28 protein-coding genes and 1 tRNA gene are annotated in these 25,605 nt (G+C 67.7%); 19 read left to right on the top strand and 10 right to left on the bottom strand.

The annotated features are described in order from the left end of the window. Positions 1 to 53: 53 nt before the first annotated feature. Positions 54 to 566: a hemerythrin domain-containing protein gene (locus CMV14_RS21060; protein ID WP_066961681.1), complete on the bottom strand. Its 513-nt coding sequence runs from the start codon at positions 564 to 566 to the stop codon at positions 54 to 56. Between the two features lie 175 nt (positions 567 to 741). Here CMV14_RS21060 and CMV14_RS21055 point away from each other — a divergent pair, with 175 nt between their 5' ends. From CMV14_RS21055 to CMV14_RS21035, 5 genes are read left to right on the top strand one after another with little or no spacing between them, the layout of a single operon-like run. After that, positions 742 to 1,035 (top strand): plasmid stabilization protein, encoded by a 294-nt coding sequence (locus tag CMV14_RS21055; protein WP_066961683.1) that lies wholly within the window; start codon positions 742 to 744, stop codon positions 1,033 to 1,035. Between the two features lie 60 nt (positions 1,036 to 1,095). Next, positions 1,096 to 1,467: a hypothetical protein gene (locus CMV14_RS21050; RefSeq protein ID WP_066961686.1), complete on the top strand. Its 372-nt coding sequence runs from the start codon at positions 1,096 to 1,098 to the stop codon at positions 1,465 to 1,467. 27 nt (positions 1,468 to 1,494) lie between these two features. Next, complete coding sequence (locus tag CMV14_RS21045) at positions 1,495 to 2,022, top strand: sigma-70 family RNA polymerase sigma factor (RefSeq protein WP_066961689.1); 528 nt, start codon at positions 1,495 to 1,497, stop codon at positions 2,020 to 2,022. Then, positions 2,012 to 2,773, top strand: a complete 762-nt coding sequence (locus CMV14_RS21040; protein WP_066961692.1) for an anti-sigma factor family protein — start codon at positions 2,012 to 2,014, stop codon at positions 2,771 to 2,773. Before CMV14_RS21045 ends, CMV14_RS21040 begins: the two co-directional genes overlap by 11 nt. Next, positions 2,773 to 3,918, top strand: coding sequence for a 2OG-Fe(II) oxygenase family protein (locus CMV14_RS21035; RefSeq protein WP_066961694.1), 1,146 nt, complete (start codon positions 2,773 to 2,775; stop codon positions 3,916 to 3,918). The genes CMV14_RS21040 and CMV14_RS21035 overlap by 1 nt, the downstream gene beginning before the upstream one ends. 49 nt (positions 3,919 to 3,967) lie before the next feature. On the opposite strand, the gene CMV14_RS21030 is transcribed toward CMV14_RS21035, so the two are convergent. Genes CMV14_RS21030 through CMV14_RS21020 form a run of 3 tightly spaced genes read right to left on the bottom strand, consistent with a single transcriptional unit; the run spans position 3,968 to position 7,211 of the window. Continuing rightward, the gene (locus CMV14_RS21030) at positions 3,968 to 4,591 is read right to left on the bottom strand and encodes an Isoquinoline 1-oxidoreductase subunit (protein ID WP_066961697.1); all 624 of its coding nucleotides are present in this window, start codon (positions 4,589 to 4,591) and stop codon (positions 3,968 to 3,970) included. Beyond that, positions 4,588 to 6,753, bottom strand: coding sequence for a xanthine dehydrogenase family protein molybdopterin-binding subunit (locus CMV14_RS21025; RefSeq protein WP_238147107.1), 2,166 nt, complete (start codon positions 6,751 to 6,753; stop codon positions 4,588 to 4,590). Before CMV14_RS21025 ends, CMV14_RS21030 begins: the two co-directional genes overlap by 4 nt. Next, on the bottom strand, positions 6,753 to 7,211 hold the full coding sequence (locus tag CMV14_RS21020) for a (2Fe-2S)-binding protein (RefSeq protein WP_066961702.1): 459 nt from the start codon (positions 7,209 to 7,211) through the stop codon (positions 6,753 to 6,755). Before CMV14_RS21020 ends, CMV14_RS21025 begins: the two co-directional genes overlap by 1 nt. Before the next feature lie 142 nt (positions 7,212 to 7,353). Between CMV14_RS21020 and CMV14_RS21015 the strand changes: the two genes are divergently transcribed. Together CMV14_RS21015 and CMV14_RS21010 are read left to right on the top strand one after the other, a co-directional pair. Continuing rightward, entirely contained in the window at positions 7,354 to 8,346 is a 993-nt protein-coding gene (locus tag CMV14_RS21015) for a ligase-associated DNA damage response exonuclease (protein ID WP_066961705.1), read from the top strand. A 127-nt stretch (positions 8,347 to 8,473) separates the two neighbouring features. Further along, complete coding sequence (locus tag CMV14_RS21010; RefSeq protein WP_066961709.1) at positions 8,474 to 10,072, top strand: cisplatin damage response ATP-dependent DNA ligase; 1,599 nt, start codon at positions 8,474 to 8,476, stop codon at positions 10,070 to 10,072. A gap of 6 nt (positions 10,073 to 10,078) precedes the next feature. Here the strand turns inward: CMV14_RS21010 and CMV14_RS21005 are convergent, their stop codons facing one another. Together CMV14_RS21005 and CMV14_RS20995 are read right to left on the bottom strand one after the other, a co-directional pair. Further along, positions 10,079 to 10,384, bottom strand: a complete 306-nt coding sequence (locus CMV14_RS21005) for a hypothetical protein (protein ID WP_066961712.1) — start codon at positions 10,382 to 10,384, stop codon at positions 10,079 to 10,081. 333 nt (positions 10,385 to 10,717) lie between these two features. After that, positions 10,718 to 11,992: an aminotransferase class V-fold PLP-dependent enzyme gene (locus CMV14_RS20995; protein ID WP_066961719.1), complete on the bottom strand. Its 1,275-nt coding sequence runs from the start codon at positions 11,990 to 11,992 to the stop codon at positions 10,718 to 10,720. A gap of 103 nt (positions 11,993 to 12,095) precedes the next feature. Between CMV14_RS20995 and ku the strand changes: the two genes are divergently transcribed. Genes ku through CMV14_RS20980 form a run of 3 tightly spaced genes read left to right on the top strand, consistent with a single transcriptional unit; the run spans position 12,096 to position 15,885 of the window. Beyond that, the gene (gene ku, locus CMV14_RS20990) at positions 12,096 to 12,980 is read left to right on the top strand and encodes a non-homologous end joining protein Ku (RefSeq protein ID WP_066961723.1); all 885 of its coding nucleotides are present in this window, start codon (positions 12,096 to 12,098) and stop codon (positions 12,978 to 12,980) included. A gap of 3 nt (positions 12,981 to 12,983) precedes the next feature. Next, the gene (gene ligD / locus CMV14_RS20985; RefSeq protein WP_066961726.1) at positions 12,984 to 15,524 is read left to right on the top strand and encodes a DNA ligase D; all 2,541 of its coding nucleotides are present in this window, start codon (positions 12,984 to 12,986) and stop codon (positions 15,522 to 15,524) included. Between the two features lie 22 nt (positions 15,525 to 15,546). After that, entirely contained in the window at positions 15,547 to 15,885 is a 339-nt protein-coding gene (locus CMV14_RS20980) for an antibiotic biosynthesis monooxygenase family protein (RefSeq protein WP_066961728.1), read from the top strand. A gap of 88 nt (positions 15,886 to 15,973) precedes the next feature. On the opposite strand, the gene CMV14_RS20975 is transcribed toward CMV14_RS20980, so the two are convergent. After that, a complete protein-coding gene (locus tag CMV14_RS20975; protein ID WP_066961731.1) occupies positions 15,974 to 16,207 on the bottom strand; it encodes a hypothetical protein in 234 nt (77 codons plus the stop codon). 216 nt (positions 16,208 to 16,423) lie between these two features. Further along, entirely contained in the window at positions 16,424 to 16,837 is a 414-nt protein-coding gene (locus CMV14_RS20970) for an RrF2 family transcriptional regulator (protein ID WP_066961734.1), read from the bottom strand. A 143-nt stretch (positions 16,838 to 16,980) separates the two neighbouring features. On the opposite strand from CMV14_RS20970, the gene CMV14_RS20965 reads away from it, so the two are divergent. Next, positions 16,981 to 17,057 (top strand) — tRNA-His (locus tag CMV14_RS20965). Positions 17,058 to 17,142: 85 nt separating this feature from the next. Then, complete coding sequence (locus CMV14_RS20960) at positions 17,143 to 18,192, top strand: Glu/Leu/Phe/Val family dehydrogenase (RefSeq protein ID WP_066961736.1); 1,050 nt, start codon at positions 17,143 to 17,145, stop codon at positions 18,190 to 18,192. A 10-nt stretch (positions 18,193 to 18,202) separates the two neighbouring features. Here the strand turns inward: CMV14_RS20960 and CMV14_RS20955 are convergent, their stop codons facing one another. After that, the gene (locus tag CMV14_RS20955; RefSeq protein WP_066961738.1) at positions 18,203 to 19,123 is read right to left on the bottom strand and encodes a DMT family transporter; all 921 of its coding nucleotides are present in this window, start codon (positions 19,121 to 19,123) and stop codon (positions 18,203 to 18,205) included. A gap of 119 nt (positions 19,124 to 19,242) precedes the next feature. On the opposite strand from CMV14_RS20955, the gene ccmC reads away from it, so the two are divergent. From ccmC to CMV14_RS20920, 7 genes are all read left to right on the top strand, one after another. After that, positions 19,243 to 19,959: a heme ABC transporter permease CcmC gene (ccmC, locus tag CMV14_RS20950; RefSeq protein ID WP_066961741.1), complete on the top strand. Its 717-nt coding sequence runs from the start codon at positions 19,243 to 19,245 to the stop codon at positions 19,957 to 19,959. Positions 19,960 to 19,969: 10 nt separating this feature from the next. After that, entirely contained in the window at positions 19,970 to 20,101 is a 132-nt protein-coding gene (ccmD, locus tag CMV14_RS20945; protein ID WP_083215790.1) for a heme exporter protein CcmD, read from the top strand. Beyond that, the gene (gene ccmE, locus CMV14_RS20940) at positions 20,101 to 20,541 is read left to right on the top strand and encodes a cytochrome c maturation protein CcmE (protein ID WP_066961744.1); all 441 of its coding nucleotides are present in this window, start codon (positions 20,101 to 20,103) and stop codon (positions 20,539 to 20,541) included. Before ccmD ends, ccmE begins: the two co-directional genes overlap by 1 nt. Then, on the top strand, positions 20,538 to 22,463 hold the full coding sequence (locus CMV14_RS20935; RefSeq protein ID WP_066961746.1) for a heme lyase CcmF/NrfE family subunit: 1,926 nt from the start codon (positions 20,538 to 20,540) through the stop codon (positions 22,461 to 22,463). The genes ccmE and CMV14_RS20935 overlap by 4 nt, the downstream gene beginning before the upstream one ends. Continuing rightward, a complete protein-coding gene (locus tag CMV14_RS20930; protein WP_066961748.1) occupies positions 22,463 to 22,990 on the top strand; it encodes a DsbE family thiol:disulfide interchange protein in 528 nt (175 codons plus the stop codon). Before CMV14_RS20935 ends, CMV14_RS20930 begins: the two co-directional genes overlap by 1 nt. Positions 22,991 to 23,205: 215 nt before the next feature. After that, positions 23,206 to 23,607 carry a cytochrome c-type biogenesis protein gene (locus tag CMV14_RS20925; RefSeq protein ID WP_066961751.1) on the top strand — a complete coding sequence of 134 codons (402 nt, stop codon included), beginning with the start codon at positions 23,206 to 23,208 and terminating at the stop codon, positions 23,605 to 23,607. Next, positions 23,607 to 24,239, top strand: coding sequence for a tetratricopeptide repeat protein (locus tag CMV14_RS20920; protein ID WP_066961754.1), 633 nt, complete (start codon positions 23,607 to 23,609; stop codon positions 24,237 to 24,239). The genes CMV14_RS20925 and CMV14_RS20920 overlap by 1 nt, the downstream gene beginning before the upstream one ends. Before the next feature lie 249 nt (positions 24,240 to 24,488). Here CMV14_RS20920 and ald read toward each other — a convergent pair whose 3' ends face one another. Beyond that, on the bottom strand, positions 24,489 to 25,586 hold the full coding sequence (ald, locus tag CMV14_RS20915) for an alanine dehydrogenase (protein WP_066961755.1): 1,098 nt from the start codon (positions 25,584 to 25,586) through the stop codon (positions 24,489 to 24,491). Positions 25,587 to 25,605: the final 19 nt, after the last annotated feature.

Here is a 25,605-nt window from a genome sequence, read left to right as displayed (position 1 = left end):
GGCTTCGGCCCTGAGGCCGCCGTGCCGGCTGTCCAGCCGGCACGGCCCCTTCCTCAGGCGGTTACGAGGTTGACCGCGTGCGGTTTCGCTGCCGGCAGGCCCGATGCCTCGGCCTGCGCCATCAGTTCCTGCTTGCGGGCCAGCATCCGGTCGCGCAGCTCTACCAGATCGACATCGGTATCACGCGCCTGGGCGAACATGCCCTCCTTGGGCATCTCCTCCTCGTGAACGTGATGCTTGATCTCCTCGGACAGCACCTTGACCTTGGCATCGTAGAAATCGGCGTCGGGGGTTGCCGCCTCCAGGTCGTTGATCAGCACCTTGGCGCCGTCATGCTCGACATAGGCCTCGTCGAGTGTGTCGTCCTCGATCTTGCCGCGCAGCGCGGGATAGAAAATTTCTTCCTCGAGCAGCGTGTGGATTTTCAGCTCGATGCAGATCTGGTGGCAAAGCTTTTGCTTGGTCGCGTCGCCCCGTGCCTTCTCGAACTGTTCGAACAGACCCTCCACCTTGCGGTGGTCGGCCTTCAGCAGGGCTATCGCGTCGGTGAACTCCGGTTGTGCCATGTCATTCCTCCTGTGGTGTCGGCGGGAGAACGCGCGACGGGGGATACGGCTGCTGCTGCGAGCGATTCTCAGACGAGACTGATCCACATCAAGTCATTGGACCAATTCGCTAATAGCTGGAACAGCGTCGCCCGGATGGAGTTTTGAGCTGCGGAGCGGGCATAGGAGAGACGTCATGCCCCGTGGCGACAAGAGCAGCTATACCGACAAGCAGAAGCGGAAGGCCGCGCATATCGAGGAAGGCTATGAGGATCGCGGCGTCGGCAAGGACGAGGCCGAGCGCCGCGCCTGGGCTACGGTGAACAAGGAATCGGGCGGCGGCAACAAATCGGGTTCGGGTCGCGGCAAGAAGGAAAATCACGATTCTTCGCGGAAGGGCGGCCGGAAGTCGGGATCCAGACAGAGCGATGAAAAGCGCTCGGCGGCCGCGAAGAAAGGCTGGGAAACCCGCCGCAAGCGCGCCGCCTGACTAGCGCAGGGAGCTTTGGGCGGCTGGCGGCGTTGGCCGTGCGACAGGTGGGAGGATGAGATGAAGGCCGAGACGATCGGCCGCGTGGTCGGCGCGGCAAGCCTGGCGGCAGGCGTCACCGACATGATCCTGGGGCCGCGCTTCGGGCGCGGCATCGGCGCGGGCGCCGAGATGGGCGGCCGATTGTTCCGCATCGCCGCCGCGCGCGAGATCGCCACCGGGGTCGCCGGGCTGATTGCGCCGGCCAGTGTGGGCCCGGTGCGCTGGCGGCTGGCGGGCGACATCTTCGATCTGGCGGCGCTTGGCTATATCGCCGCCCCCGCCAATCCGAAACGCAAGATGGCCTTCCTGGCCCTGGGCATCGTGGCGGCGGTGGCAGTGGCCGATCTGCTGGCGGAGCGCCGGCTGAACCGCGCCTCGTCGATGGAATAAAGGCCGCGCCCCGCCGTATGGTGGGGCATGAGCGGATGGACATCAGCCGACATCGAACGGGAATTGCCCCGGATGCGCGCCTATGCGCGGGCGCTGACGCGCGATCCGGTCGCCGCCGACGACCTCGTCCAGGAGGCGCTGCTGCGCGCCTATGAGCGCGCCGCCACCTATCGTGCCGAACATGCGCTGCGATCCTGGCTGCTCGCCATCCTCCACAATCTTTTCATCGACTCCAAGCGCCGCGAAGGGAATGAACAGCGCCGCAACACGCGCATCGGCCAGCTTCAGGAAGGGCTGGTCGCACCAGCCCATCAGGAACATGTGGTCCACCTGCGCGAAATCGGCGCCCGGTTCGAAGGGCTCCCCGAGGAGCATCGGGCGGTGCTCAGCCTGATCGGGGTGCAGGGGCTCAGCTATCAGGAGGCGGCGACCACCCTGGGCGTCCCGGTGGGCACGGTCATGTCGCGGCTCCATCGCGCCCGCGCCGCACTGCGCGAGCCCGCCGCCGCAGAAGCCACGCGGCTCCATATCGTGGGAGGCAAGGATGCATCCTGAACCCGTCACCGAAGCTGAGATCCAGGCCTATCTGGACGGTGAACTCGATCTGCGCCGCCGCTTCGCCGTGGAGGACCATCTGGCCCATGACGCGGAGGCGGCCCGGCGGTTCATGGGGGACCTGCGGCTGCGGACCAGTCTGCGCCTGCTGGCGGAGGGGATGGACGAGCCGCCGGCGGCGATGCGCGAGGCGGCGGCCCGGCTGGCGGGACGGCTCGGCGAGGGGCAGGGGCGCCGGCTGCGTCATCTGTTCTCGACGCGCATCGTGCAGGGGCTGGCGGCTGCGGCGCTGCTGGCGATCGTGTTGATGCCTGCGCGTGACGTGATGGCGAAGCCACCCGAATATATCGGCGATGCGGTCGAGGCCTACCATACCGGCCTGCTGCGCGAGGCGATGGCGTCGCAGGTCGAAACCCCGCGCTTCGATGCCGGGGAGGTGCAGCGCCAGACGCAGATACGGCTTCCTCGCCTGCCCGCGCGCTGGACCGTGACCGATGCGCAGATATTCCCTTCCCAGAGTGGGCCGGCACTTCAGCTGATGGTCCGCACGCCCGAGGATCAGAAGCTCTCGATCTTCGCGATCCGCGCCGACAGCGACGCCCCGGAGGAGCCGGCGGCGGTTCGCCATGACGGGGCCTCGGTCGCCTATTGGCGGGAAGGGGACATGTCCTATGCGGTGACCGGCGGCCAGGAACCCGAACAGATCGACAATGCCGCCGAGGACCTGGCCGAGGAGCCGGGCGAAGGCTGATGACCGTCCAGCGTGAAGCGGGGGCAGCCGCGCCGCTGCCGGGGGACATTGCGCCCTGGTTCGCGGCGCCGGTGCTCGGAAACTCGCCCGATTTCCATTTCGAAACCCAGGCGGGCCGGTATCTGGCGCTGCTGTTCCTGGGCAGTGCGGGCAGCGAGGCGGGCGCGGTTGCCGCGCGCCAGCTGATCGCGCGGCGCAGCCTGTTCGACGATGATCGCGCCCGCTTCTTCGGCGTCACGCGGGATCCGGGCGACGTCGCGGCCGGGCGGGTCGCGACCCTGCTGCCCGGGATCAGATGGTTCCTGGACTATGATGGGTCCGTGGCGCGGCGCTATGGCGCGATCGACGCCGAGGGCGGCCAAACCGATTTCTGGCTGCTGGTCGATCCGATGCTGCGGGTCCTCGCCCGCGCGCCGATCGGCGAGGGCGACGCGCTGCTCGCCCGGCTCGCCGACGAGCTGTCGGCGCCGCGCGACGAAGGGCATGCTCCGGTCCTGATCGTGCCGGGCGTCTTCGAACCAGCGTTGTGCCGGCATCTGGTCGGGCTTTACGAATCCCGGGGCGGCAGGCCCTCGGGTTTCATGCGGGAAGTCGACGGGAAGACGATCGGCATGGTCGACGACCGGACCAAGCGCCGCGCCGACCTGTCCATCGACGACGAAGCGCTGCGCGAGCAGATCCGGATCAGGCTGCGCCGACGGCTGGTTCCGCTCATCGAGCGTTTCCTGAACTTTCGCGTCACCCGCGTGGAGCGCTATATCGTCGCCTGTTACGACAGCGCCAATGGAGCGGGCGGCTTCTTCGCGGCGCATCGCGACAATACCACGGCGGGCACGGCGCACCGCCGTTTCGCCTGTACGATCAACCTCAACGCGGACGGCTTCGAGGGGGGCGATCTGGTCTTCCCCGAATTCGGCTCGCGCCGATACCGCGCGCCCACCGGCGGGGCGGTGATCTTCGGCTGCGGCATGCTGCACGAGGCGCTGCCCGTCACCAGGGGCACGCGCTACGCCGATCTGCCGTTCCTCTACGACGAAGCGGCGGCGCGGCAGCGTGAGGCCAATGCCCAGTCGGGGAAGGTCGAAGAGAGGCTGGCCGGCTATCGCGCCGACCGCCAGGCGGCTGAGCAATGGGCCGAGAACTGATAACGGAGCCGCGATGGTTCACGCATCACGGCTTGGGAAGCCTTGCAGTTCACGCCGGCGGGCAATGCGCTCCCGATTCCGCCCATGCCTTGAACAGCGCGCCGAACTGCGCCTGGGTGCCGGGCGCGGGGGTGCGCTTGCCGCCGGGATGCCAGCCCCAGCCGACCAGTTCGTCCTCGGCCATGTGGCGGATCAGTTCGGGCATGGCGAGGCCGCCGTTGCGCTTCCTGTCCTTGATCTGCTCGCAGATCGCGCCGAGCGACTTGCCGGCCCACGCCATCTCCTCGGGCGCGAGATGCCATTTGGGATTGCCCGGCACGCCCGCCGGATCGAAATTCCGGTCATGATGGCAGGTGGTGCAGCGCAGGCCCGCCGCGCCGATGCCGCCATCGCCGCGCACGACCAGCGGCATGTGCGGCTGCATCGCGTCGGTCTGGGTGGGGCGCTCGCCGACCGGGTGGCAGTTCAGGCAGCGCGGATGCTGGATGACCTTGCCGACCTCCGCGAACAGCGCCAGCGAGCGCTGCTTGCGGTTGGCGATCGACTGGAAATCGGAAAGCGGCTTCAGTTCGGTCGCCATCGGCGGCGCCGGCTGTCCCGTGTCGGCGGCAAGGCCGGCGCCCGCGAGCGCGAGCCCCGCCAGTGCGGCGACGGCGGCGATCCGGCCGCTCATGCCCGCACCATCGGCAGCCGGGCCGGACGCTTTTGGCCAAGCGCGGCCATCGCGTTCGCGACCGCGGGCGCGAGGGGCGGGACGCCCGGTTCGCCGATCCCGGTCGGCGCCTCGGCCGACTTGACGATGAAGACCTCGATCTCGGGCATCTCGTTGATCCTCAGCGAACGATAATCGTTGAAGTTGGAGACGGCGGGAATGCCCTCGACCAGCGGAACCTCCGCATAGAGGGCGTGGCCCAGCGCATAGCCGATCCCGCCTTCGATCTGGGCGCGGATCACGTCGGGATTGACCGCCACGCCGCAATCGACCGCCGCCCAGACCTTGTGGACGCGCGGCTCGCCATTGTCGCCGACCGATACCTCGGCGATCTGGGCGACATAGGAGCTGAAGCTTTCGACCACCGCCACGCCGCGCGCGCGTCCGCCCGATGGTTGCGGCCCCTTCCAGCCGGCGAGTTTTGCTACCGCCCGCAGCACGCCCGCCGCGCGCGGGTTGTCGCCCATCATCGCCAGGCGACCCTCGACCGGGTCCTGCCCGGCGGCGGCCAGCAGCTGGTCGACGAAGCATTCGACCGCATAGCCGGTATGGGTATGGCCCACCGACCGCCAGAAGGAGGTGGTCACCGGCGACTTCATGACATGCATGTCGCAGCGGAAATCGGGGATGGCGTAGAGCAGCTTGCTGGCCCCCTCGCTCATCGTCGCGTCGACGCCGTTCTTGACCGCGAACGGCTCGAACGCCGATCCGATCATGAAGCTCTGCCCGGCCCCCGTATGGGCCCAGGCGGTGATCCGGCCCTTGTCGACCTTGCCCTTGAAACGGTGGGCGAACATCGGGCGGTAATAGCCGCCATGGATATCGTCCTCGCGGGTCCACACCAGCTTGACCGGGGTGCCGACCGGCATCGCCTTGGCGACCTCGGCCAGTTCGACCGCGAACTGCGCATTGGTCTGCGCGCGGCGGCCGAAGCTGCCGCCGGCCAGCAGGGTCTCGATCTCGACCTTGTCCATGCCGATACCGAACACCTTGGCGATGCCGGCCTGGTCGAGCGTCTGGCCCTGCGAACCGAAGCGCGCGCGGGCGGTGGTGCCGTCCCACAGGATGAAGCCGTCGAGCGGCTCCATCGTCGCGTGGGCGAGATAGGGGAAAAGATATTCGGCCTCGATCACCTGGCCGCCCGCCGCCGCCAGCACCGCGTCGGCCTTGCCGGTGGCGCCATGCGACAGGCCGGGGCTCTTGGTCTTCTCGCGATAGTCGGCGAGCATCTCCTCGGTGCCGCGCATCTCCGCCTTGCTGTCGTCCCAGCTAAGGGCGAGCGCCTTGCGGCCCTTGATCGCGGGCCACATGCCCTTCGCATAGACGGCGACGCCGTTCGAGATCGGCTTGACCGCGACGACGCCCCTGACCTTGAGCGCTTCGGTCGCGTCGAAGCTGGCGAGCTTGCCGCCGAAGCGCGGGCTGCGCGCCACGACGACGGTCAGCATGTCGGGCGCGGACATGTCGATCGAGAAGGTCGCGCGCCCGGTCGACTTGGCGCTGCTGTCGACGCGCCGCACGCCATTGTCGTTGCCGATCAGGGTGAAGGCCGACGGGTCCTTGAGCGTGACCGTCTTCGGCATCGGCAGCTTGGCGGCCGCTGCCGCGAACCGGCCGAAGCCCGAGGAGCGGCGGCTCTTCCCATGGCTGATCACGCCCTTCTCCACGGTAAGCTCCGTGGCGGGCACCTTCCACTCGGCGGCGGCCGCCTGCACCAGCATCGCCCGTGCCATCGCCCCCGCGCGCCGAAGCTGGTCGTAGCTGTTCGCGATCGCCGATGATCCTCCGGTCAGCTGCGCGCCGAGCTGGAGATTCGCGTAGAGCGCCGCATTGGCGGGCGCGCTTTCCACGCGGACCTTCGACCAGTCGGCGTCAAGCTCCTCGGCCGCGATCGTGGCGAGGCCGGTATAGGGGCCCTGGCCGAACTCGATATGCTTGGAGATGATCGTCACGCTGTCGTCCGCGCCGATGCGGATGAAGGCGTTCGGATGGATCGGCGGCGGGCCCTTGGCCGCGCCCTGGGCCTTGGCGCCGCCCAGCGGCAGGCACAGGCCGATGACAAGCGCGCCCGCGCCCATGAGGGCGTCGCGGCGGGAGAGGTGGAGATCGTGGCTGCCCATCATCAGGCCTCCAGTGCCTTGGCCGCGCTGTGGATCGCGGCGCGGATGCGGACATAGGTGGCGCAGCGGCACAGATTGCCGTTCATCGCCAGATCGATGTCCCGGTCGTCGGGCTTCGGATTCTCGCGCAGCAATGCCACCGCGCTCATCACCTGTCCGGACTGGCAATAGCCGCATTGCGGCACGTCATGCGCGATCCACGCATCCTGCACCGCCTTGGCCTCGCGTCCGTCGACCGCTTCGATCGTGGTGATCTCCCCGGTGACGGCCGAAACCGGCATCGAGCAGGACCGCAGCGGCTGGCCGTCCATATGCACGGTGCAGGCCCCGCACATCGCGACGCCGCAGCCGAACTTCGTGCCGGTGAGGGCAAGATCGTCGCGCAGCACCCACAGCAGCGGGGTATCCTCATCGACATCGACGCTGCGATCGGTGCCGTTGACCTTGATCGTGAAAGCCATGGGCGGGATTCCATGTTACGGATGGTAACATATTATCGACCGTCACGGCGGCTGTCACCCGAAACTGTGATATATATGGCCGTTTATAGCGGTTTCGCCGTCGCTGGAGGGAACCGCCGTCGCGCGCTATCGTCTATCGGGCATGGCGCATTGGATCGAAGCTTCCCCCCGTGGCATCTATGTCCGGCCGGCCGATGCCTGGATCGATCCGTCGGTGCCGGTCGAGCGCGCGCTGATCACCCATGGCCATGCCGATCACGCGCGCGGCGGCCACGGCGCCAGCTGGGCGACGCCGGAGACGCTGGCGATCATGGCGCTGCGCTATGGCACGACCGAGGGCGTGCCCGTCGCCTATGGCGAGACGATCCGGCTGGGCGGGGTCGAGATCAGCTATGTGCCCGCCGGCCATGTGCTGGGATCGGCGCAGATATTGCTGGAGCATGGCGGCGAGCGGGTCGTCGTCACCGGCGATTACAAGCGCCGCGACGATCCCACCTGCGCGCCCTTCGAGCCGGTCAATTGCGACATCTTCATCACCGAGGCGACCTTCGGCCTGCCGGTGTTCCGCCATCCCCCGATCGGGCAGGAGATGGATCGGCTGCTCGGCGCGCTCCACGCCGCGCCCGATCGCTGCGTGCTGGTCGGCGCCTATGCGCTCGGCAAGGCGCAACGCGTGATCGCGGAGCTGCGCGCCCACGGCCATGCCGATCCGATCTACATCCATGGCGCGCTGGAGCGGATGTGCGACCTCTATCGCGATTTCGGCGTCGACCTGGGCGAGCTCTACCCGGCGACCGGCGCCTCGGCCGATCAGATGCGCGGCAAGGTGGTAATCTCCCCACCCTCGGCGCTCAACGATCGCTGGTCGCGGCGGCTGCCCGATCCGATCACGGCGATGGCCTCGGGCTGGATGCGGGTCCGCCAGCGCGCGCGGCAGAAGAATGTCGAACTGCCGCTGGTGATATCCGACCATGCCGATTGGGATGAGCTGACCGCGACGATCCGTGAGGTCGCCCCTTCCGAAATATGGGTGACCCACGGCCGCGAGGAGGCCCTGGTCCACTGGTGCGACCTCCACCAGATGCGCGCCCGCGCGCTGGCGCTGGTGGGGTATGAGGATGAGGACGAGGGATGATGCGAAGTCATATTTTCGTCACCCCGGGCTTGACCCGGGGTCCCGCTTCTTTTTCCGACGTGGGCAAGAAAAGCGGGATCCCGGATCAAGTCCGGGATGACGGCGGTTTTGAGGCAAGGCCCGCCTGATGCGCGCTTTCTCCCAACTGCTCGACGGCCTCGTCTACACCCGCTCGCGCAACGCCAAGCTGGCGCTGATCGCCGATTATATGCGTGACGCCCCCGATCCCGATCGCGGCTGGGCGCTCGCGGCGCTGACCGGCGACCTCAGCCTGCCGGCGGTCAAGAGCGCGGCGATCCACGCGATCGTCGACGAGCGGGTCGATCCGATGCTGTTCCGGATGAGCCGCGACTATGTCGGCGACCTCGCGGAGACAGTGGCACTGATCTGGCCGAAGCGGATCGATCAGCCCGCCGAGATCGACGACGGTTCGCTGACCCTGTCGGCCGTGATCGATCGGCTGTCGAAGCTGGGCCGGGCCGAGGCCCCGGCGGCGCTCGGCGAGATGCTCGACCATCTCGATGCCAGCGGCCGCTTCGCGCTGCTCAAGCTGGCGACCGGCGGCCTCAGGGTCGGCATCTCTGCGCGGCTCGCCAAGACGGGCTTCGCGCAGGCGTTCGGTCTCGATGTCGATGCGGTCGAAGAGGTATGGCACGCGCTGCGGCCGCCCTATGCCGAACTGTTCGCCTGGGGGCAGGGCGGCGAGCGGCCCGATCCTCGCGGCACCCCCTTCTTCCGTCCGTTCATGCTCGCCCATCCGCTCGAGGAGGGGACGGTCGACCTTGCCGATTATGCAGCCGAATGGAAATGGGACGGCATCCGCGTCCAGATCGTCGGCACCGGCGGCGACGTGCGCCTTTACAGCCGGGCCGGCGACGATATCACCGCCACTTTCCCCGACATTGCGGCGGCGGCGCAGGGGATCGACGCGGTGCTCGATGGCGAGATGCTGGTGCGTGGCGAGGCGCAGGGCGCGGCCGAGCATGGCGGATCGGCCGCCTCGTTCAACGCGCTCCAGCAGCGGCTCGGCCGCAAGAATGTCTCGGCCAGGATGCTGGCCGATTATCCCGCCTTCGTCCGCCTCTATGATCTGCTGATCGAGGGCGAGGACGACTTGCGCGAACAGGCATGGGAAGCGCGCCGCGCCCGGCTGGAGGCGTTCGCGGCGCGGCTCGACGCCGACCGCTTCGACGTCTCGGCCGTGATCGGCGCGCGCGATTTCGAGGACCTCGCCGAAACCCGCGCCGGCGCTCGCGACGCGGCGATCGAGGGTGTGATGCTCAAGCGCCGCGACAGCCCCTATGTGGCGGGGCGGCGCACCGGCCTGTGGTACAAATGGAAGCGCGATCCGCTGACGATCGATGGCGTGATGATGTACGCCCAGCGCGGCCATGGGAAGCGGTCGAGCTTCTATTCGGACTATACCTTCGGCTGCTGGTCGGATGAGGGCGAATTGTTGCCGGTGGCCAAGGCCTATTCGGGCTTCACCGACGAGGAGCTGAAATGGCTCGACAGCTTCGTCCGGAACAACACCCTCAACCGCTTCGGCCCGGTCCGCGAGGTCGAGAAGAAGCTGGTGGTCGAACTGGCCTTCGACAGCGTGCATGACAGCAAGCGGCACAAGTCGGGCGTGGCGATGCGCTTTCCCCGCATCGCGCGGATTCGGCGCGACAAGCCGCCGGAGGAGGCCGACACGATCGCCACCCTCCGCAAGCTGATCAGCTGAGGATGGTTACCGCTCCGATTGGGATGCCGCGTTCGCCTCTCGGGACCGCTGGCACCGAAACAGCTGTGAAGAAGGGTCGGTGCGTACGGTCTGCCCCTCGCGCCGGACGGTCCGGGCGCAGGCGGGACTCGTGGAGGTTCCGCTGGCCGGATGCGGCGGCATGACCGACAGCCCCGCCTCGGCCAGGGAAATCGTCGGATAGCCCGCCGCATTGACGGGCCTTTCCTCCGCCCCACCCGCCGACGACAGCGCCAGGGCCAGACAATATCCGGCCATTTTCAGGGGCGTTCTGACGGAAACGAAGCTGCTCATATGCGCACTCGCCAGGGGCTGGTCATCCTAACTACGCAAGAGGGGCGCTTCCGGTTCCTGCGGCGGGTGGACTCTTGGATCGCCATTCCCGCGCAGCCGGGACCTTTGCGTAAAGAGCGTCCGCTCCCAACACGCGTCATCCTCGCGGATGCGGGGATCCATAAGCCTTCCGCCAAGAGGCTCGAACTTCAGAGAATATGGATTCCCGCCTTCGGCATATAGCCGAAGTTTATCCTGAGCGCCTGCCTTGCAGGCAGTCGAAGGGCGGGAATGACAGGTCTGGAGGGAGAGGATGAATTCAAAGCTCCCGCGAAAGCGGAAGCCACGGTCCGGCTACACCGTCACCGTCGCCAGCTCGCGCAACGCCTTCACCAGCCGGTCGATCTGGGCGCTGTCGTTGATGAAGCTGGGCGAAACGCGGACGCAGGCGCCCTTCGCCGGCCCCAGCCGCTCGACGGTGAAGATGCCGTGCTTCTCGAACAGCGCCTTGCGGAGCGCGATATTGTCGGCGGGGCTGGTCCGGCCCCTGATCCGGAACGAGGTGATGCCGCCGTGCATCGATGGATCGTCGGGCGTCAGTATCTCGAAGCGCTTGTCGTCGCGCAGCACCTCGGCCCAGCGATCGCGCAGGTGGCGCAGCCGCGCCGCCTTGTTGGCGAGGCCGATCGACTGGTGGACGGTGATCGCGTCGGGGACGGTGAGCAGCGCCGCATAGTTGACCGTGCCGGTGTGGACCCGCGCGTCGATCCGGTCGCTCGCCCCCTCCAGCAGGCAGGGGTCGATGTCGGGGATGCGATCCTTGCGGATATAGACCAGGCCGACGCCCAGCGGGCTGGCGATCCACTTGTGCAGGTTGATCCCCGCGAAATCGACGCCCAGGTCGCGCAGCGAGAATTCGAGCTGGCCCAGCGCATGGCCGACGTCCAGCAGCACATCGACATTGCGGGCGCGCGCGAGCGCGATGATCTCCTTGACCGGCGGCACCAGCCCGGTGCGGTGGCTGAGATGGGTGAGCAGCATCATCCGCACGGCGGGGTGATCGCGCAGGGCGCGTTCATAGGCGTCGATGATGTTTTGCCGGGTGGCGGGCTCGGGCAGGTCGATCTTCACGGCCTTCACGCCGCGCAGCCGGGCGAGCGATTCCATCCCCGTCTGCATCGCGTCATAGTCGAGGTCGGCATAGAGCACCGCATCGCCGGGCTTCAGCCGGTTATAGCCGCCGATCAGCGCCGCCATCGATTCGCTGCCGCCCCGCGTGAAGGCGATCTCGTCGACGCCGACGCCCAGCAGCGCGGCCGCGCTTTCGCGCACCGCCGCCAGGTCGGCGGCGAGGGGCCCGCGCGTGTAGATCGTCGTCTCCCGGTTGATCCGCGCCAGCCGGCGCTCATAGACGCGGCGGACATTGGTCGCCATCGCGCCGAACTGCCCGGCCTCCAGCTGGATCGTCTCGTCCGGTGGTGCATCGTAGAGCGCGGCCACCCGTGACCACCAGCCATCGTCCCTCGCCAGTTCGGCGGGCGGCGGCATCGCTTCGCCCTGCGCCAGGGCTTCGGCGGCGGCGGGCAGCGCGGCGGCTCCGGCCAGCAGGGTGCGACGGGTGATGTCCATCGCCGCACTATGACAGGCTTTTGCGATGCGCCTAGCGCAGAGAGGGGAACGAAGCTGCGCCGCTGCGGTTGAATCGTCACATCGTTCCGCAGGAGGAATCATCATGGCCGCGCGTGCCTATTGGCAGGGGCAGATCCGCCTCGCGCTCGTTTCGATCCCGGTCGAGATATATAATGCGACCGGCAGCAGCGCGCAGATCGCCTTCCACCAGATCCACGAGCCGTCGGGCAAGCGGATCAGATATGAGAAAGTGGTGCCCGGCGTCGGCCCGGTCGACGCGGACGACATCGTCAAGGGCTATGAGGTGTCGAAGGGCAATTACGTCCTGCTCGAGCAGGACGAGATCGACGCGGTGAAGCTGGAGAGCAAGCGCACGCTGGAGCTTATCCAGTTCGTCGATGCCGATGCGATCGACGTTATCTATTTCGAGAAGCCCTATTATGTCGTCCCCGCCGACGAACTGGCCGAGCAAGCCTATATCGTCCTGCGCGATGCGCTGCGGCGGACGAAGAAGGTGGGGCTGGGCCAGCTGGCGATGCGCGGGCGCGAATATGTGGTGAGCCTGAAGCCGTGCGGACGCGGCATGGTGCTGGAGACGCTGCGCTATGCCGACGAGGTGCGCAAGGCGCAGGGCTTTTTCCGCGATATTCCCGACAGCAAGCCCGATGCCGACCTGCTCGATCTCGCCGAGACGCTGATCGAGAAGAAGAGCGGTACGTTCGACGCGGGCGAGTTCCACGATCGCTATGTCGATGCGCTCAAGTCGCTGATCGAGAAGAAGCGCAAGGCCAAGGGCAGGAAGATCATCGAGGAGGAAGCGGAAGAGGCGCCCCGCGCCAAGGGCAATGTCATCGACCTGATGGCCGCGCTCAAGAAGTCGGTCGAGGGCGGCAGGCCGGCGGCTTCGGAAAAGAAGGCCGCACCGGCGCGCAAGGCTCCCGCGAAGAAGCCGGCCGCCGCGAAAGCTCCGGCGCGCAAGCGGGCCTGAGCGATGGCGGGCCTTTCCGAATATAATCGCAAGCGCGATTTCAAGAAGACGCGCGAGCCTGCTGGAAAGCTCGACCCTTCCAACCGTCACCGCTTCATCGTCCAGAAGCATGATGCGACCCGGCTCCATTATGATTTCCGGCTGGAGATGGATGGCGTGCTGAAGAGCTGGGCGGTGACGCGCGGCCCCAGCCTCGATCCCGCCGACAAGCGTCTCGCCGTCCGCACCGAGGACCACCCGATCTCCTATGCTGAATTCGAGGGCAGTATCCCCGAGGGCGAATATGGCGGCGGCACGGTGATGCTGTGGGACAAGGGCAGCTGGGCGCCGATCGAAGGCAAGAGCGAGAAGGACCTGGAGAAGGGCCATCTCCACTTCACCCTCGATGGCGAGCGGATGAAGGGCGAATGGCTGCTGATCCGGCTGAAGCCCAGGCCTGGCGAAAAGCGCGGCCGCGAGAACTGGCTGCTCCGCAAGATCGACGACGAGGCGGCGGGCGGCAGCGACGATCTCGTCGCGCGCGAACTGACCAGCGTGAAGACCGGCCGTACGATGGCGGAGATCGCCGCCGACAGGAAGGGCGAGACCAGCCTGAAGGGCAAGCGCGGCAAGGCGTTCGATGCTTTGATGGCAAAGGCGGAGAGCCATGCCGCTGAAGTCAGCCGTCGCCCCGGCGGAGGCCGGGGCCGCAAGAGATCGGGCAATGCCTTGGCCCCTGGCAGCGGCAAGGTGCCGGCTTTCCGCAAGCCCCAGCTTGCCACGCTGGTCGACAGCGTTCCCACCGGCAGCGCCTGGATCCACGAGATCAAGTTCGACGGCTATCGCGCGCTGGTCGCGGCGGCGGGCGGCAAGGTGAAGATCTACACCCGCTCGGGCCTCGACTGGACCGAGAAATTCCAGCCCGTCGCCGACGCCATCGCCGCGCTGGACCTGCCCCCGGCCCTGATCGACGGCGAGATCGTCAGTCTCGACGAGCAGGGCAATCCCAGCTTCTCCGCCCTGCAGAAGGCGATCAAGGGCGAAGGCGGCGGTTTCGAGCTGTTCGCCTTCGACCTGCTGTCGCTGGACGGACAGGATCTGACGGGCCTCGGCACGGTGGAACGCAAGACGAGGCTTGCCGGGCTGTTGCCCGACCAGCATCCGATGATCCATTATGCCGATCATGTCATCGGCGCCGGCGAGAAGCTATACGCCGCGATGTGCAGGGCGGGGCAGGAAGGCATCATCTCGAAGCGCGCCGACGCGATCTATCGCGGGGATCGCAGCACCAGCTGGCTGAAGGTCAAATGCACGCGGCGGCAGGAGTTCGTGATCATCGGCTGGAGCCGCAGCGACAAGAGCAGTCGGCGCTTCCGGGCGCTGCTGCTGGCCCAGCACAAGGACGGCAAGCTGGTTTATGCCGGCAAGGTCGGCACGGGTTTCAACCAGGACAGCATGGAGATGCTGACGGCGAAGTTCGAGAAGCGCGCCCGCGAGACGCCCGCTGCCGACGTCCCCCGCGCGGAGCGGCGGGGCGCTCACTGGATCGAGCCCGATCTTGTCGCCGAAATCGCCTTCGCCGAATTCACTCATGACGATGTGTTGCGCCAGGCCAGCTTCATCGGCCTGCGTTCGGACAAGAAGGCCGCCGAAGTACGACGGGAGGAGCCGATGCCGGTGGAACAGGTCGACAAGCCCGAAGATTCGGATGTGAAGATCACCAATCCCGACCGGGTGATCTTCCCCGAGGCGAAAGTCACCAAGGGCGATCTCGCCGGCTATTACCGGACGATCGCGCCGCTGATCCTGCCTTGGCTGGCGCACCGCCCGGTCAGCCTGGTCCGGTGCCCGCAGGGGCGCGGCAAGCAATGCTTCTTCCAGAAGCATGATTCGGGTTCGTTCGGCGACCATGTCCACCACGTCCCCATCCGGGAGAAGGACGGCCAGACCGAGGACTATCTCTATCTCGACGACGCGGCGGGCATCCTTGCCTGCGTGCAGATGGGGACGATCGAGTTCCACATCTGGGGATCGCGGGTCCAGGATATCGAGAAGCCCGATCGCATGATCTTCGATCTCGATCCCGATGTCGGGCTCGATTTCGCCGACGTGAAGAAGGCGGCGAAGGACATCCGGACGATGTTGGCCGACATCGGGCTGGTCAGTTTCCCGATGCTGTCGGGCGGCAAGGGCATCCATGTCGTCGTGCCGTTGCGGCCCGAGGCCGAATGGCCGGTGGTCAAGGATTTTTCCCACCGCTTCGCCGAGGCGCTGGCCCAGGCCGAGCCCGAGCGCTTCGTCGCCAACATGGCCAAGGCCAAGCGGGTGGGCCGCATCTTCATCGATTATCTGCGCAACCAGCGGGGCGCGACCGCGGTGGTGCCCTATGGCGCGCGGGCGCGCGAGAATGCCCCGGTGGCGGTGCCGATCGGATGGGAGGAGCTTGACGGCTTCGACAAGGCCGGTGCCTTCACGATCCGTGATACGAAGACATTGCTGAAGCGGGCCACATCGAGGACGCTCAAGGGATGGGGCGTGGCGGACCAGTCGCTGCCGAATCTATAAGGCGGAAGGGGAGGGGCAGTTCATGTTCGTCGCAGTCTATTGGTGGCGGGTGCATCCCGGCAAGGAGGAGCAGTTCGTCAAGGCGTGGACGCGCGGCACCGAACTGATCCGGGATAAATATGGCAGCTATGGCTCGCGCCTCCACCGCGACGCCGATGGCCGCTTCGTCGGCTATGCCGAATGGCCCGACGAGGCCACCTGGCGCTACGCCTTCGACCACAAGATGACCTATGAGGAGCCCGCGACCCGGGCCGCGTTCGAGGACGCGGTGTGCGAGGTTCCCCCCGACGCCGATCCGATCTTCACCATGACGGTGGTCAGTGACCGGCTTACCACGCGCATCACGCCCGCGACGGACTGAAGCGGGGCTGGTTCAAAGCAAAACGGGCGCCCACCGAAGGGGACGCCCGTCTCGTTCAGCAATGACGGCTCCGTGCGGAGCCGGCCCATTACTTCGAATCTTCGACCGCGTCGGCCTTGTTCTCGACCGCATCGGCCGCATTCTCGAGCGCGCTCTCGGTCGCCTCGTTGGTGGCGGCGTCAGCGGCGTTCTCGAGCGCGTCGGCCTGGTTTTCCAGGGCGGCGGCGGCGTTGTCGACGGCGTTCTCAGCCGGGGTTTGCTTGTTGCAGGCAGCCAGAGCCATCAGGCCGGCGGCGACAATAACGAGGCTCAGCTTCTTCATTCGAGCAGCTCCCAAAGCATTATATCGGCCCGGCTCGAACGCCGTTCCTGCCGTTGACATAACGCGGGGGGAAAGAGCGTCAACGAAAAATCGACAGGAAAAGAAGGGCTAAGCGCAATATCGGCACGGTTCACCGTACCCATTCAGGCCTCGTTAAAGCGCCTCAAGGCCGCAGTATTCCGGGATCGTTGCGGAGTCGGCCTAGCGCCTGCGGGGTCAGGCGGGGATGCTTTCCGCGAGCGACAGCTGGTCGAGAATTTTCGCCGTCTCGTCCCGCACGGACAGCATTACGCCGCGCAGGCGGCACTCCGCCTCGTCGATGCAATGGTCGCACGGCGTGTAGGCAAGGCGCGCCGCGCAGGGGACCAGCGCCAGCGATCCGCGCGTCGCGCGCACGATATCGCCATAGGTGATCTCGGTCGGCGCGCGCGACAGCCAATAGCCGCCCTCCTTGCCGCGCATCGTCTCGACGAAGCCGGCCCGCTTCATCTCCGACAGGATGACGGTGAGGAATTTGGCCGGAATATTCTGCCGCTCGGCGATCTCGGCAAGCTGGATCGGCCCCTGGCCATGTTTATCGGCGAGATGGAGCAGGGCGCGGATGGCGTAGCGGGTACGTTGAGACAGCACGGATCGGCCCCTTCCAAGCTTTCTCCATGTAGGCATTCCCAACGATAATGAAAGAGTAGAGTTAGCGTTGCGGCCGATGCCGGCTTGCGTCCGCCGGGGCCTTTCCTTATGGAGCGCCATCGCGACGCCGAGCGGCGTCCATGGCGATCGTAGCTCAATTGGTTAGAGCGCCGGTTTGTGGTACCGGAGGTTGCGGGTTCAATCCCCGTCGATCGCCCCATTTTTCCCCATGGCGATTCCGGACTGGCGCTCGCCTGAGAAAAATATTATTGCGCAACATTGTAATCAAATTGCGCGAGACTCGGATGACCGCTCCCTGGACCTATCCCGATTTTGACGACCATGAGGGCGTCCACCTGTTCCGCGATGCCGCGTCGGGGCTGACGGCCGTGATCGCGATCCACTCGACCCATCTCGGGCCGGGCGCGGGCGGCACCCGTTTCTGGCATTATGCCGACCCGTCGGACGCCATCACCGACGCGCTGCGCCTCTCGCGCGGGATGAGCTTCAAGAACGCGATGGCCGGGCTGCCGATGGGCGGCGGCAAGGGCGTCATCCTCGCCGATTCGCTGCGCACCAAGACGCCGGAACTGCTCGCCGCCTTCGGCCGGGCGGTCGATTCGCTGGGTGGGCGCTATGTCACCGCCGAGGATGTCGGCATGAGCGACGCCGACATGGTGGCGATCGCGAAGGAGACGCGCCATGTCTCCGGCCTGCCCGTGACGGCGGGCAGTGCCGGCGGCGATCCGGGGCCGACCACGGCGAAGGGCGTCTATCTCGGCGTCCGCGCGGCGATCGCGCGCGGGCTGGGCAAGGATGATCCGCGCGGCGTGCATGTCGCGATCCAGGGCGTGGGCAGCGTCGGCGGCGGGCTCGCCCGCCTGCTCGCCGCCGATGGCGCGAAGCTCACCCTGTCCGATGTCGACGGCAAGCGCGCCCGCACCCTGGCCGAGGAACTGGGCGCGGTCGCGGTCGCGGCGAACGAGATCATGATGGTCGAGGCCGACGTGCTGAGCCCCTGCGCGCTTGGCGCGGTGCTCGACGAGCGCTCGATCGAGGCGCTGCAGACCCCCATCGTCGCCGGCGCCGCGAACAACCAGCTCGCCACCCCGGCCGATGCCGATCGCCTCCATGCGCGCGGCATCCTCTACGCGCCCGATTATGTCATCAACGCCGGCGGCATCATCAATGTCGCGCTCGAATATCTCGGCCAGGGCGACCGGGCCGAGGTCGAGGCGCGGGTCGCGAAGATCCCCGAGCGGCTCGAATCGATCTGGGCCGAGAGCGCCGCCACCGGCGTGCCGGCGGCGGTGGTCGCCGATCGGATGGCGATGCGGCTGATCGGGCGGGGCTGAGCCCTCCCGGTCACTCCAGCGGCGGCGTCGCGGCGATCCGTTCGCGGCGCAGCCGGTGCTCGCGCCACGCGGTGTAAAGACCGCTGGCCGCGATCAGCGCGGCTCCGAGCAGGATGTTCGCATCGGGCAGGGCCGTCCACACCAGCCAGCCGATCAGTGTCGCCCAGATGATCTGGAGATAGTCGAACGGCGCTATCACCGAAACCGGGGCGGCGTGAAGCGAACTGGTCATCGCTACCTGCGCGCCGGCGCCCGCCACGCCTGCGACGATCAGCGCCATCCAGGCGGACGCGCTGTGCGGCTGGGCCACGAACAGCATGCCCACGCCGCTCACCAGGGATGAAGCGAGGAAGAACCACAGGACGATGGCGCCGGGATGCTCGGTCGCGCCGAGCTGGCGGATCGTCACCGTCACGCCCGCCGTGCCCACCGCCCCGCCGATCGCCATCAGCAGCCCGAGATGGTCGAGCATCATCCCGCCCGGGCGCACGATCAGGGCGACACCGACAAAGCCCAGCGCGACGGCGAACCAGCGCTGCACGCCCACCTTCTCCCCCAGCAGCAGCACCGACAGGATCGTCGCGAAGATCGGCGCGGTGAAGCCGATGGTGACCGCGTCGGCCAGCGGCAACCGGATCAGCGCGCCGAAATTCAACAGGATGGCGATGATGCCGATCATCGAGCGGATCAGGTGGGCCCTGGGCCGCTGGGTCCGCACCACCCCGATGCCGGGCCCCAGCGCGAGCCATGCCAGCACGACCGGCAGGCCGATGGTCGATCGGAAGAACAGCATCTCGATCTCGGCGACGCCATCCTCGCTCGCCCATTTCATCGCGGCGCTCATGATGGAGAAGCAGATCACCGCCAGGCAGCGCAGCAGGATTCCGCGGCTTATCTGGCTTTCGCGGTGCATCGTGGCGGGTTCGGGCATCGTGGCGGCCAATGGCCTCGATCCGCCCGCCGCACAAGCCCTTCGCCCCGTCGCGGGCGAGGGTGGCGTCCACGGCCCATTGCGGTTGGCGCGAATGACCCTTATTCCCCGCTTCCGCCGTGCATATCTTCGCCAATCCCGCCCGCTTCCTGTCGATCGCGCGCCCGCTGACCCCTTGGGCAGGCTGGGCGGGCGGCCTGCTGATCGCGGTGGCGCTCGTTTCGGGCCTGTTCCTGACCCCCGCCGATTATCTGCAGGGGCAGAGCGTGCGGATCATGTACGTCCATGTCCCCGCCGCCTGGCTGGGCATGGCCGGCTGGAGCGGGATCGCGGTCTGCAGCCTCATGCAGCTGATCTGGCGCCATCCGCTCGCCGCCGTTGCGGCGCGGGCGATCGCGCTGCCGGGGGCGCTGTTCGCCGCGATCTGCCTGATCACTGGTTCGCTCTGGGGCCGGCCGACCTGGGGCACCTATTGGGAATGGGACGGACGCCTGACCTCGATGCTCGTCCTCTTCTTCCTCTACCTCGCCTATATCGCGCTCTCCTCCGCCGGGGCCGAACGCGGCAGCAACGATCGCATCTCGGCGATCTTCGGGGTGGTCGGCGCGGCCAATATCCCGATCATCCATTATTCGGTGGAATGGTGGCGCACCCTGCACCAGGGGCAGAGCATCGGCCTGGGTGGGTCGAAGATCGATCCCTCGCTGCTCTGGCCGCTGCTCGTCTCGACCCTGGGCTTCACGCTGCTGTTCGCGGCGGTGGTGCTGATGCGGATGCGGGCGATGCTGGCCGAGGCGAAGGTTGAGGCGCGGCTCAAGCGCATGACGGCGGAATGAGGGCGGGCGCATGAATCACTGGCCCTTCATCGTCGCGGCCTATGCGCTCACGATCATCGGCACCATCGGCGTGGTGGCGCTCAGCTTCGTGCGGATGCGCCGCGCGGAGCGGCAGGCCGACGCTCTCAACAGGCGGGACTGATGGCACTCAAGGCGAAGAACCAGCGGCTCATCCTGGCGCTGCTCGCGCTGGCCGCGATTGTCGGCGCGGCACTGCTCGCCATGTCGGCGCTCAAGGACCAGGCGGCCTATTTCTATACGCCGAGCGACGCGAAGAAGGACCATGTCGAAACCGGCCGCGCGGTACGGCTCGGCGGCATGGTGCAGAAAGGCTCGATCGAGCGGCTGCCGGACGGCGTGACGATCAACTTCATCGTCACCGACAATGCCGAGACGGTGCCGGTGACCTTCAAGGGCATCGTCCCCGATCTGTTCAAGGAGGATTCGGGCGTGGTGGCGGAGGGCAGCTTCCAGCCCGACGGCCGCTTCGTCGCGACCAACATCCTCGCCAAGCATGACGAGCGCTACATGCCGCCGCAGGTGGCCGGCCAGATGCACAAGACGGAAAGTCTCGACAAATGATCGCTGAAGCGGGATTGGCGGCGCTCTGGCTCGCGGCGGCGCTGGCCGCCCTGCAGCTTGTGCTCGGCTGGATGGGGGTGTCGAGCCAGCGGACCGATCTGCTGGCGGCGGTGCGCCCGGTGGCGGTGGTGCAGGCGGTGCTGGCCGGCATCTCCTTCGTCACGCTGATCTGGCTGTTCGTGACGGTCGACCTGTCGGTGGCGCTGGTCGCCGCCAACAATGCCTCCACCAAGCCGCTGCTCTACAAATTCGCCGGCACCTGGGGAAACCACGAAGGCTCGATGCTGATGTGGGTGACGATCCTCGCGGTGGCGGGCGGCGCGGTAGCGCTGTTCGAGCGGCGGCTGAACGAACGCACCCTGATCGCGACGCTCTCCGCCCAGGCGGCGATCGGCCTCGGCTTCTACGCCTTCCTGTTGTTCGCCTCCAATCCCTTCGCCCGGCTCAACCCGGCGCCGGCCGAGGGGCAGGGGCTGAACCCGCTGCTCCAGGATCCCGGCCTCGCCTTCCACCCGCCGACGCTGTACCTCGGCTATGTCGGCCTGTCGGTCGCCTTCTCCTTCGCGGTCGGCGCACTGGTGACGCGCGATGTCGGCGCCGCCTTCGCCCGGGCGATGCGGCCCTGGGTGCTGGGTGCCTGGATATTGCTGACGCTCGGCATCACCGCCGGCAGCTACTGGGCCTATTATGAACTGGGCTGGGGCGGCTGGTGGTTCTGGGACCCGGTCGAGAACGCCTCGCTGATGCCCTGGCTGGCCGCGACCGCGCTGCTCCATTCGGTGACGGTGCTGGCGACGCGCGAGGGGTTGCGCGCCTGGACGGTGATGCTCGCCGTGGTCGCCTTCTCGATGTCGATGGTCGGCACCTTCCTGGTGCGCTCCGGCATCCTCACCTCGGTCCATGCCTTCGCGGTCGATCCCCGGCGCGGCACCTTCATCCTGGCGCTGCTCGCCATCTATATCGGCGGCGCGCTGGCGCTGTTCGGCTTCCGGGTCGGCACGGTGCGCGAAGGATCGCGCTTCGATGCGGTCAGCCGCGAAGGATCGCTGGTCATCAACAATCTGCTGCTCTCGGCGATCCTCGGCATCGTCCTGGTCGGCACGCTCTATCCGCTGGTCGCGGAGGCGGTGACCGGCGAGAAGCTGTCGGTCGGCCCGCCCTATTTCAACAGCGCGGCGGGTCCGCTGGCGCTGATCCTCGTCGCGATCATGGCGGCCGGCCCGATCATGCGCTGGCGCCGCGACGACCTGAAGGCGACGCTGACCCGGCTCGCCGGGCCGATGCTGCTCTCGGCGCTGGTGCTGCTGGCGGTCGTCCTGCTGGCGCCCGGCATCGGCATCCTCCCGCTGCTCGGCCTCGTCGCGGCGGCGGGCGTCGGTGTCGCCAGCATCGCGCCGCTATGGGGCCGCAATCTGCGGCGCACCCCGCTCTATATCTGGGGCATGGTCGTCGCCCATCTCGGCATCGCCGTCAGCATGGCCGGCATGGCCGCCGAGAGCGCCTTCACCAGGGAGACGCTGGTCGCCGGCCGGATCGGCGAGGAGCATCGCGTCGGCCCCTACAGCGTCCGGCTCGACGATGTGCAGCCGATCGCCGGGCCGAACTATACCGCGATCGAGGGAACCGTCGTCGCCCGGCGTGGCAACGGCGCCCCCTTCACGCTGCACCCGCAGACCCGCAACTTCCCCTCGCCGCAGACCGAAACCAACGAGGCGGCGATCACGACGCTCCTCGACGGCCAGCTCTATGTCGTGGTCGGCCGCTCCGACGATGAAGGGCGGTGGCAGCTTCGCCTGTGGTGGAAGCCGTTCGTCACCCTGATCTGGCTGGGCGGCGCGCTGGTCGCGTTTGGCGGCCTGCTGTCGCTGATCGGCCGGGTGCGCCGCGAGATGCGGCACGCGCCGCCCAGGGAGACGATCTGATGCGCCGGCTGCTCATCTGGCTGCCGCTCGGCATGTTCCTGGTCTTCCTGGTCGTGTTCGCGGGGGGACTGATCAAGCCCGAGGGGCGGGTGATCCCGTCCAAGCTGGTCGGCAAGCCGATGCCGGCCTTCGCCCTGGCGCCGGCGCTGCCCGGCAAGCCGGGCCTGTCGAGTGCCGAACTGGCCAATGGCCAGCCGCACCTCGTCAACGTCTTCGCCAGCTGGTGCGTGCCCTGCATCGCGGAGGCGCCGCAGCTGCGTCAGCTCGCCGAGGCGGGCGTGCCGGTATATGGCATCGCGATCCGCGACCGGCCGGAGGATCTGCAGCGCTTCATCGAACGCAACGGCGATCCCTTCCGCGCGATCGGCGGCGATCCCAACAGCAGCGTCCAGATCGCGCTGGGTTCGGCCGGCGTGCCGGAGACGTTCATCGTCGACGGCAAGGGCATCATCCGCAAACAGCATATCGGCGCGATCAACCCGGAGGATGTACCGGGGATCATGTCGGCACTGGGGGATGCGAAATGAGGAATATTCTTCCTAAGATCCTCCCTGTGCGCAGCATGGGGAGGGGGACCGCGCGAAGCGTGGTGGAGGGGTCTTCCAGCCTCTCGGTTCTGCCCGACCCCTCCACCATCCGCAACGCGGACGGTCCCCAGTGCCAGGTCGATCGTGCCCCCGGCACGATCTTGAATTGCCGGGGGCAATTCAACCTGGCGCTCCATCTGCGATGGGGAGGATCGTTGGTGGCAGCCCTCCTCCTCGCCTTCGCCACCCCCGTCCTTGCCGATTCGCTGATGCCGGCGGCGAAATATGCCGATGAGCAGCTGGCCGATCCGGCCAAGGAGCATCAGGCCAAGGTGCTGATGGAGACGATCCGCTGCCTGGTGTGCCAGGGCCAGTCGATCGCCGATTCCAATGCCGAGATGGCCGGCGACATGCGCGCGCTGATCCGCACCCGGATCGAGGCGGGCGAGAAGCCCGAGGCGATCCGCGCCTGGCTGATCGAGCGCTATGGCGACTGGGTGAGCTTCAAGCCCCCGCTCGACGGGCTGACCTGGCCGCTATACCTGCTGCCGGCGCTGTTCCTCGGCCTGGGGCTGTGGATCGTGAGCGGTCGCCTCAAGCGGCGGAGGAAAAGCTGATGACGGGCTGGCTGATCTTCCTGGGCATGGCGCTGATCGTCGCCGCCGCGCTCTATCGCTTCGGGCGCCTGCCCAGGGGCGGGGTCGAGCTGGTCGCCGCCGCGCTGCTGCTCGGCGTCGCCGGCTATGCCTGGCAGGGCAGTCCCGGCCTCTCCGGCAAGCCGACCCCGCCGCCGGAGGCATCGAAGGTCCCCGACAGCGCCTTCCTCCATCAGGACGACAAGATGCTGGCCAAGGTCGGCACCGACGCGGATGTGATGCGCAGCGCGGAAGGGCTGCAGTCGCAGGGGCTCAACCTCTATGCGATCGCGATCATCAAGGCGGGGCTGGCGAAGCGGCCCAACAGCCCCGATCTCTGGGCGGGCCTGGGCAATGCGATGGTGATCCATGACGGCGGACAGATGTCTCCGGCCGCCCAGCTCGCCTTCCAGCGGGCCGAGGCGATCGCGCCCGATCATCCCGCGCCGCCCTTCTTCATGGGCCTCGCCTATGCGCAGGCCGGCCAGTTCGACCGCGCCGAGGCCACCTGGCGCGCACTGCTCGATCGTTCCCCCGCCAATGCGCCCTGGCGCCCGGAACTGGAACAGCGGCTGATCGAGCTGGAAAGGCTCAAGGGCCAGGCAGCGCAGTAAGCGCCCTCCACCAGCGTCGCCCCGGCGGAGGTCGGGGCCGCAAGAGGTTATGCGACCAAGTCGCCGCAAGAGCCCGTGCCGGCCCCGGCCTCCGCCGGGGCGACGATTTGGAGATGTGCCCATAGAGGGGTGGGAGAGGGGGTCTGCGGTTTGGGGGAAACCGCGTAGTCAGGCCCGGAGGTTAGGGGGCAGGGCCTCGATCCCCCTCTCCCGATTCTCCCCTCCGGGGGAGAGGGGAGAAACTTCAATTCATCCGGCGAACGGCAGGTTCAGCGCCTCCGCGACGGCCTGGTGGCGAATCTTGCCGGCCGAGACGTTCAGGCCGGCGGCGAGGTGCCGGTCGGTCGCCATCGCCTTCTCGGCGCCCAGATTGGCGAGCTTCAGCACGAAGGGCAGCGTCGCGTTGTTGAGCGCGAAGGCCGAGGTGCGGGCGACCGCGCCCGGCATGTTCGCGACGCAATAATGGATCACGCCTTCCACCTCGAACACCGGATCGCTGTGGGTGGTCGGGCGGCTCGTCTCGAAGCAGCCGCCCTGGTCGATCGCGATGTCGACCATCACCGAGCCGCGCTTCATCGTCTTGAGCATTTCGCGGGTCACCAGCTTGGGCGCGGCGGCGCCCGGCACCAGCACCGCGCCGATCACCAGATGCGCCTTCGCCACCGCCGCGGCAACCGCGGCCCTGGAGGCATAGGCGGTCTTGATCTGGCTGCCGAAATGCATGTCGAGTTCGGCGAGGCGATCATTGTTGATGTCGTAGATGGTGACGTCGGCACGCTGGCCGACCGCCATCTGCGCGGCATGGACACCGGCGACGCCGCCGCCGAGGATCGCGACCCGCGCGGGTGCCACGCCCGGCACGCCGCCGAGCAGCACGCCACGGCCGCCTTGTTCCTTCTCCAGATAATGGGCGCCGACCTGGATCGACATGCGCCCCGCCACCTCGGACATGGGCTTGAGCAGCGGCAGCGCGCCCGAGGGCGACGTGACCGTTTCATAGGCGATGCAGGTCGCGCCCGACTGCATCAGCCCCTCGGCCTGCGGCTTGTCGGCGGCGAGATGGAGATAGGTGAACAGTGTATGGCGCGGTTCCAGCAGCGCGATCTCGGACGGCTGCGGTTCCTTGACCTTGACGATCATGTCGGCGCCCGCGAACACGGCCGCCGCGTCGGCGGCGATCGTCGCGCCGGCATCCCGATAATCCTGATCCCCGAAATCGATGCCCATGCCGGCGCCGGTCTGCACGATCACCTGATGGCCGGCGGCGACCAGCTCGGCCACCGAAGCCGGGGTCAGACCGACCCGATATTCGTGGTTCTTGATTTCCTTCGGAATGCCGATGCGCATGATGCCTGACCCCTCTGTA

It is taken from the genome of Rhizorhabdus dicambivorans, assembly GCF_002355275.1.
Taxonomy (GTDB): Bacteria; Pseudomonadota; Alphaproteobacteria; order Sphingomonadales; family Sphingomonadaceae; genus Rhizorhabdus; species Rhizorhabdus dicambivorans.
Note: the sequence above shows the minus strand (reverse complement) of the source record. Positions and strands in the feature narration are given on the sequence as shown.

Bases quoted from the DNA above. Each gene is read 5' to 3' on its own strand.
- CMV14_RS21060 (WP_066961681.1), bottom strand. From the start codon at position 566: ATGGCACAACCGGAGTTCACCGACGCGATAGCCCTGCTGAAGGCCGAC.
- CMV14_RS21055 (WP_066961683.1), top strand. From the start codon at position 742: ATGCCCCGTGGCGACAAGAGCAGCTATACCGACAAGCAGAAGCGGAAG.
- CMV14_RS21050 (WP_066961686.1), top strand. From the start codon at position 1,096: ATGAAGGCCGAGACGATCGGCCGCGTGGTCGGCGCGGCAAGCCTGGCG.
- CMV14_RS21045 (WP_066961689.1), top strand. From the start codon at position 1,495: ATGAGCGGATGGACATCAGCCGACATCGAACGGGAATTGCCCCGGATG.
- CMV14_RS21040 (WP_066961692.1), top strand. From the start codon at position 2,012: ATGCATCCTGAACCCGTCACCGAAGCTGAGATCCAGGCCTATCTGGAC.
- CMV14_RS21035 (WP_066961694.1), top strand. From the start codon at position 2,773: ATGACCGTCCAGCGTGAAGCGGGGGCAGCCGCGCCGCTGCCGGGGGAC.
- CMV14_RS21030 (WP_066961697.1), bottom strand. From the start codon at position 4,591: ATGAGCGGCCGGATCGCCGCCGTCGCCGCACTGGCGGGGCTCGCGCTC.
- CMV14_RS21025 (WP_238147107.1), bottom strand. From the start codon at position 6,753: ATGATGGGCAGCCACGATCTCCACCTCTCCCGCCGCGACGCCCTCATG.
- CMV14_RS21020 (WP_066961702.1), bottom strand. From the start codon at position 7,211: ATGGCTTTCACGATCAAGGTCAACGGCACCGATCGCAGCGTCGATGTC.
- CMV14_RS21015 (WP_066961705.1), top strand. From the start codon at position 7,354: ATGGCGCATTGGATCGAAGCTTCCCCCCGTGGCATCTATGTCCGGCCG.
- CMV14_RS21010 (WP_066961709.1), top strand. From the start codon at position 8,474: ATGCGCGCTTTCTCCCAACTGCTCGACGGCCTCGTCTACACCCGCTCG.
- CMV14_RS21005 (WP_066961712.1), bottom strand. From the start codon at position 10,384: ATGAGCAGCTTCGTTTCCGTCAGAACGCCCCTGAAAATGGCCGGATAT.
- CMV14_RS20995 (WP_066961719.1), bottom strand. From the start codon at position 11,992: ATGGACATCACCCGTCGCACCCTGCTGGCCGGAGCCGCCGCGCTGCCC.
- ku (WP_066961723.1), top strand. From the start codon at position 12,096: ATGGCCGCGCGTGCCTATTGGCAGGGGCAGATCCGCCTCGCGCTCGTT.
- ligD (WP_066961726.1), top strand. From the start codon at position 12,984: ATGGCGGGCCTTTCCGAATATAATCGCAAGCGCGATTTCAAGAAGACG.
- CMV14_RS20980 (WP_066961728.1), top strand. From the start codon at position 15,547: ATGTTCGTCGCAGTCTATTGGTGGCGGGTGCATCCCGGCAAGGAGGAG.
- CMV14_RS20975 (WP_066961731.1), bottom strand. From the start codon at position 16,207: ATGAAGAAGCTGAGCCTCGTTATTGTCGCCGCCGGCCTGATGGCTCTG.
- CMV14_RS20960 (WP_066961736.1), top strand. From the start codon at position 17,143: ATGACCGCTCCCTGGACCTATCCCGATTTTGACGACCATGAGGGCGTC.
- CMV14_RS20955 (WP_066961738.1), bottom strand. From the start codon at position 19,123: ATGCCCGAACCCGCCACGATGCACCGCGAAAGCCAGATAAGCCGCGGA.
- ccmD (WP_083215790.1), top strand. From the start codon at position 19,970: ATGAATCACTGGCCCTTCATCGTCGCGGCCTATGCGCTCACGATCATC.
- ccmE (WP_066961744.1), top strand. From the start codon at position 20,101: ATGGCACTCAAGGCGAAGAACCAGCGGCTCATCCTGGCGCTGCTCGCG.
- CMV14_RS20935 (WP_066961746.1), top strand. From the start codon at position 20,538: ATGATCGCTGAAGCGGGATTGGCGGCGCTCTGGCTCGCGGCGGCGCTG.
- CMV14_RS20930 (WP_066961748.1), top strand. From the start codon at position 22,463: ATGCGCCGGCTGCTCATCTGGCTGCCGCTCGGCATGTTCCTGGTCTTC.
- CMV14_RS20920 (WP_066961754.1), top strand. From the start codon at position 23,607: ATGACGGGCTGGCTGATCTTCCTGGGCATGGCGCTGATCGTCGCCGCC.
- ald (WP_066961755.1), bottom strand. From the start codon at position 25,586: ATGCGCATCGGCATTCCGAAGGAAATCAAGAACCACGAATATCGGGTC.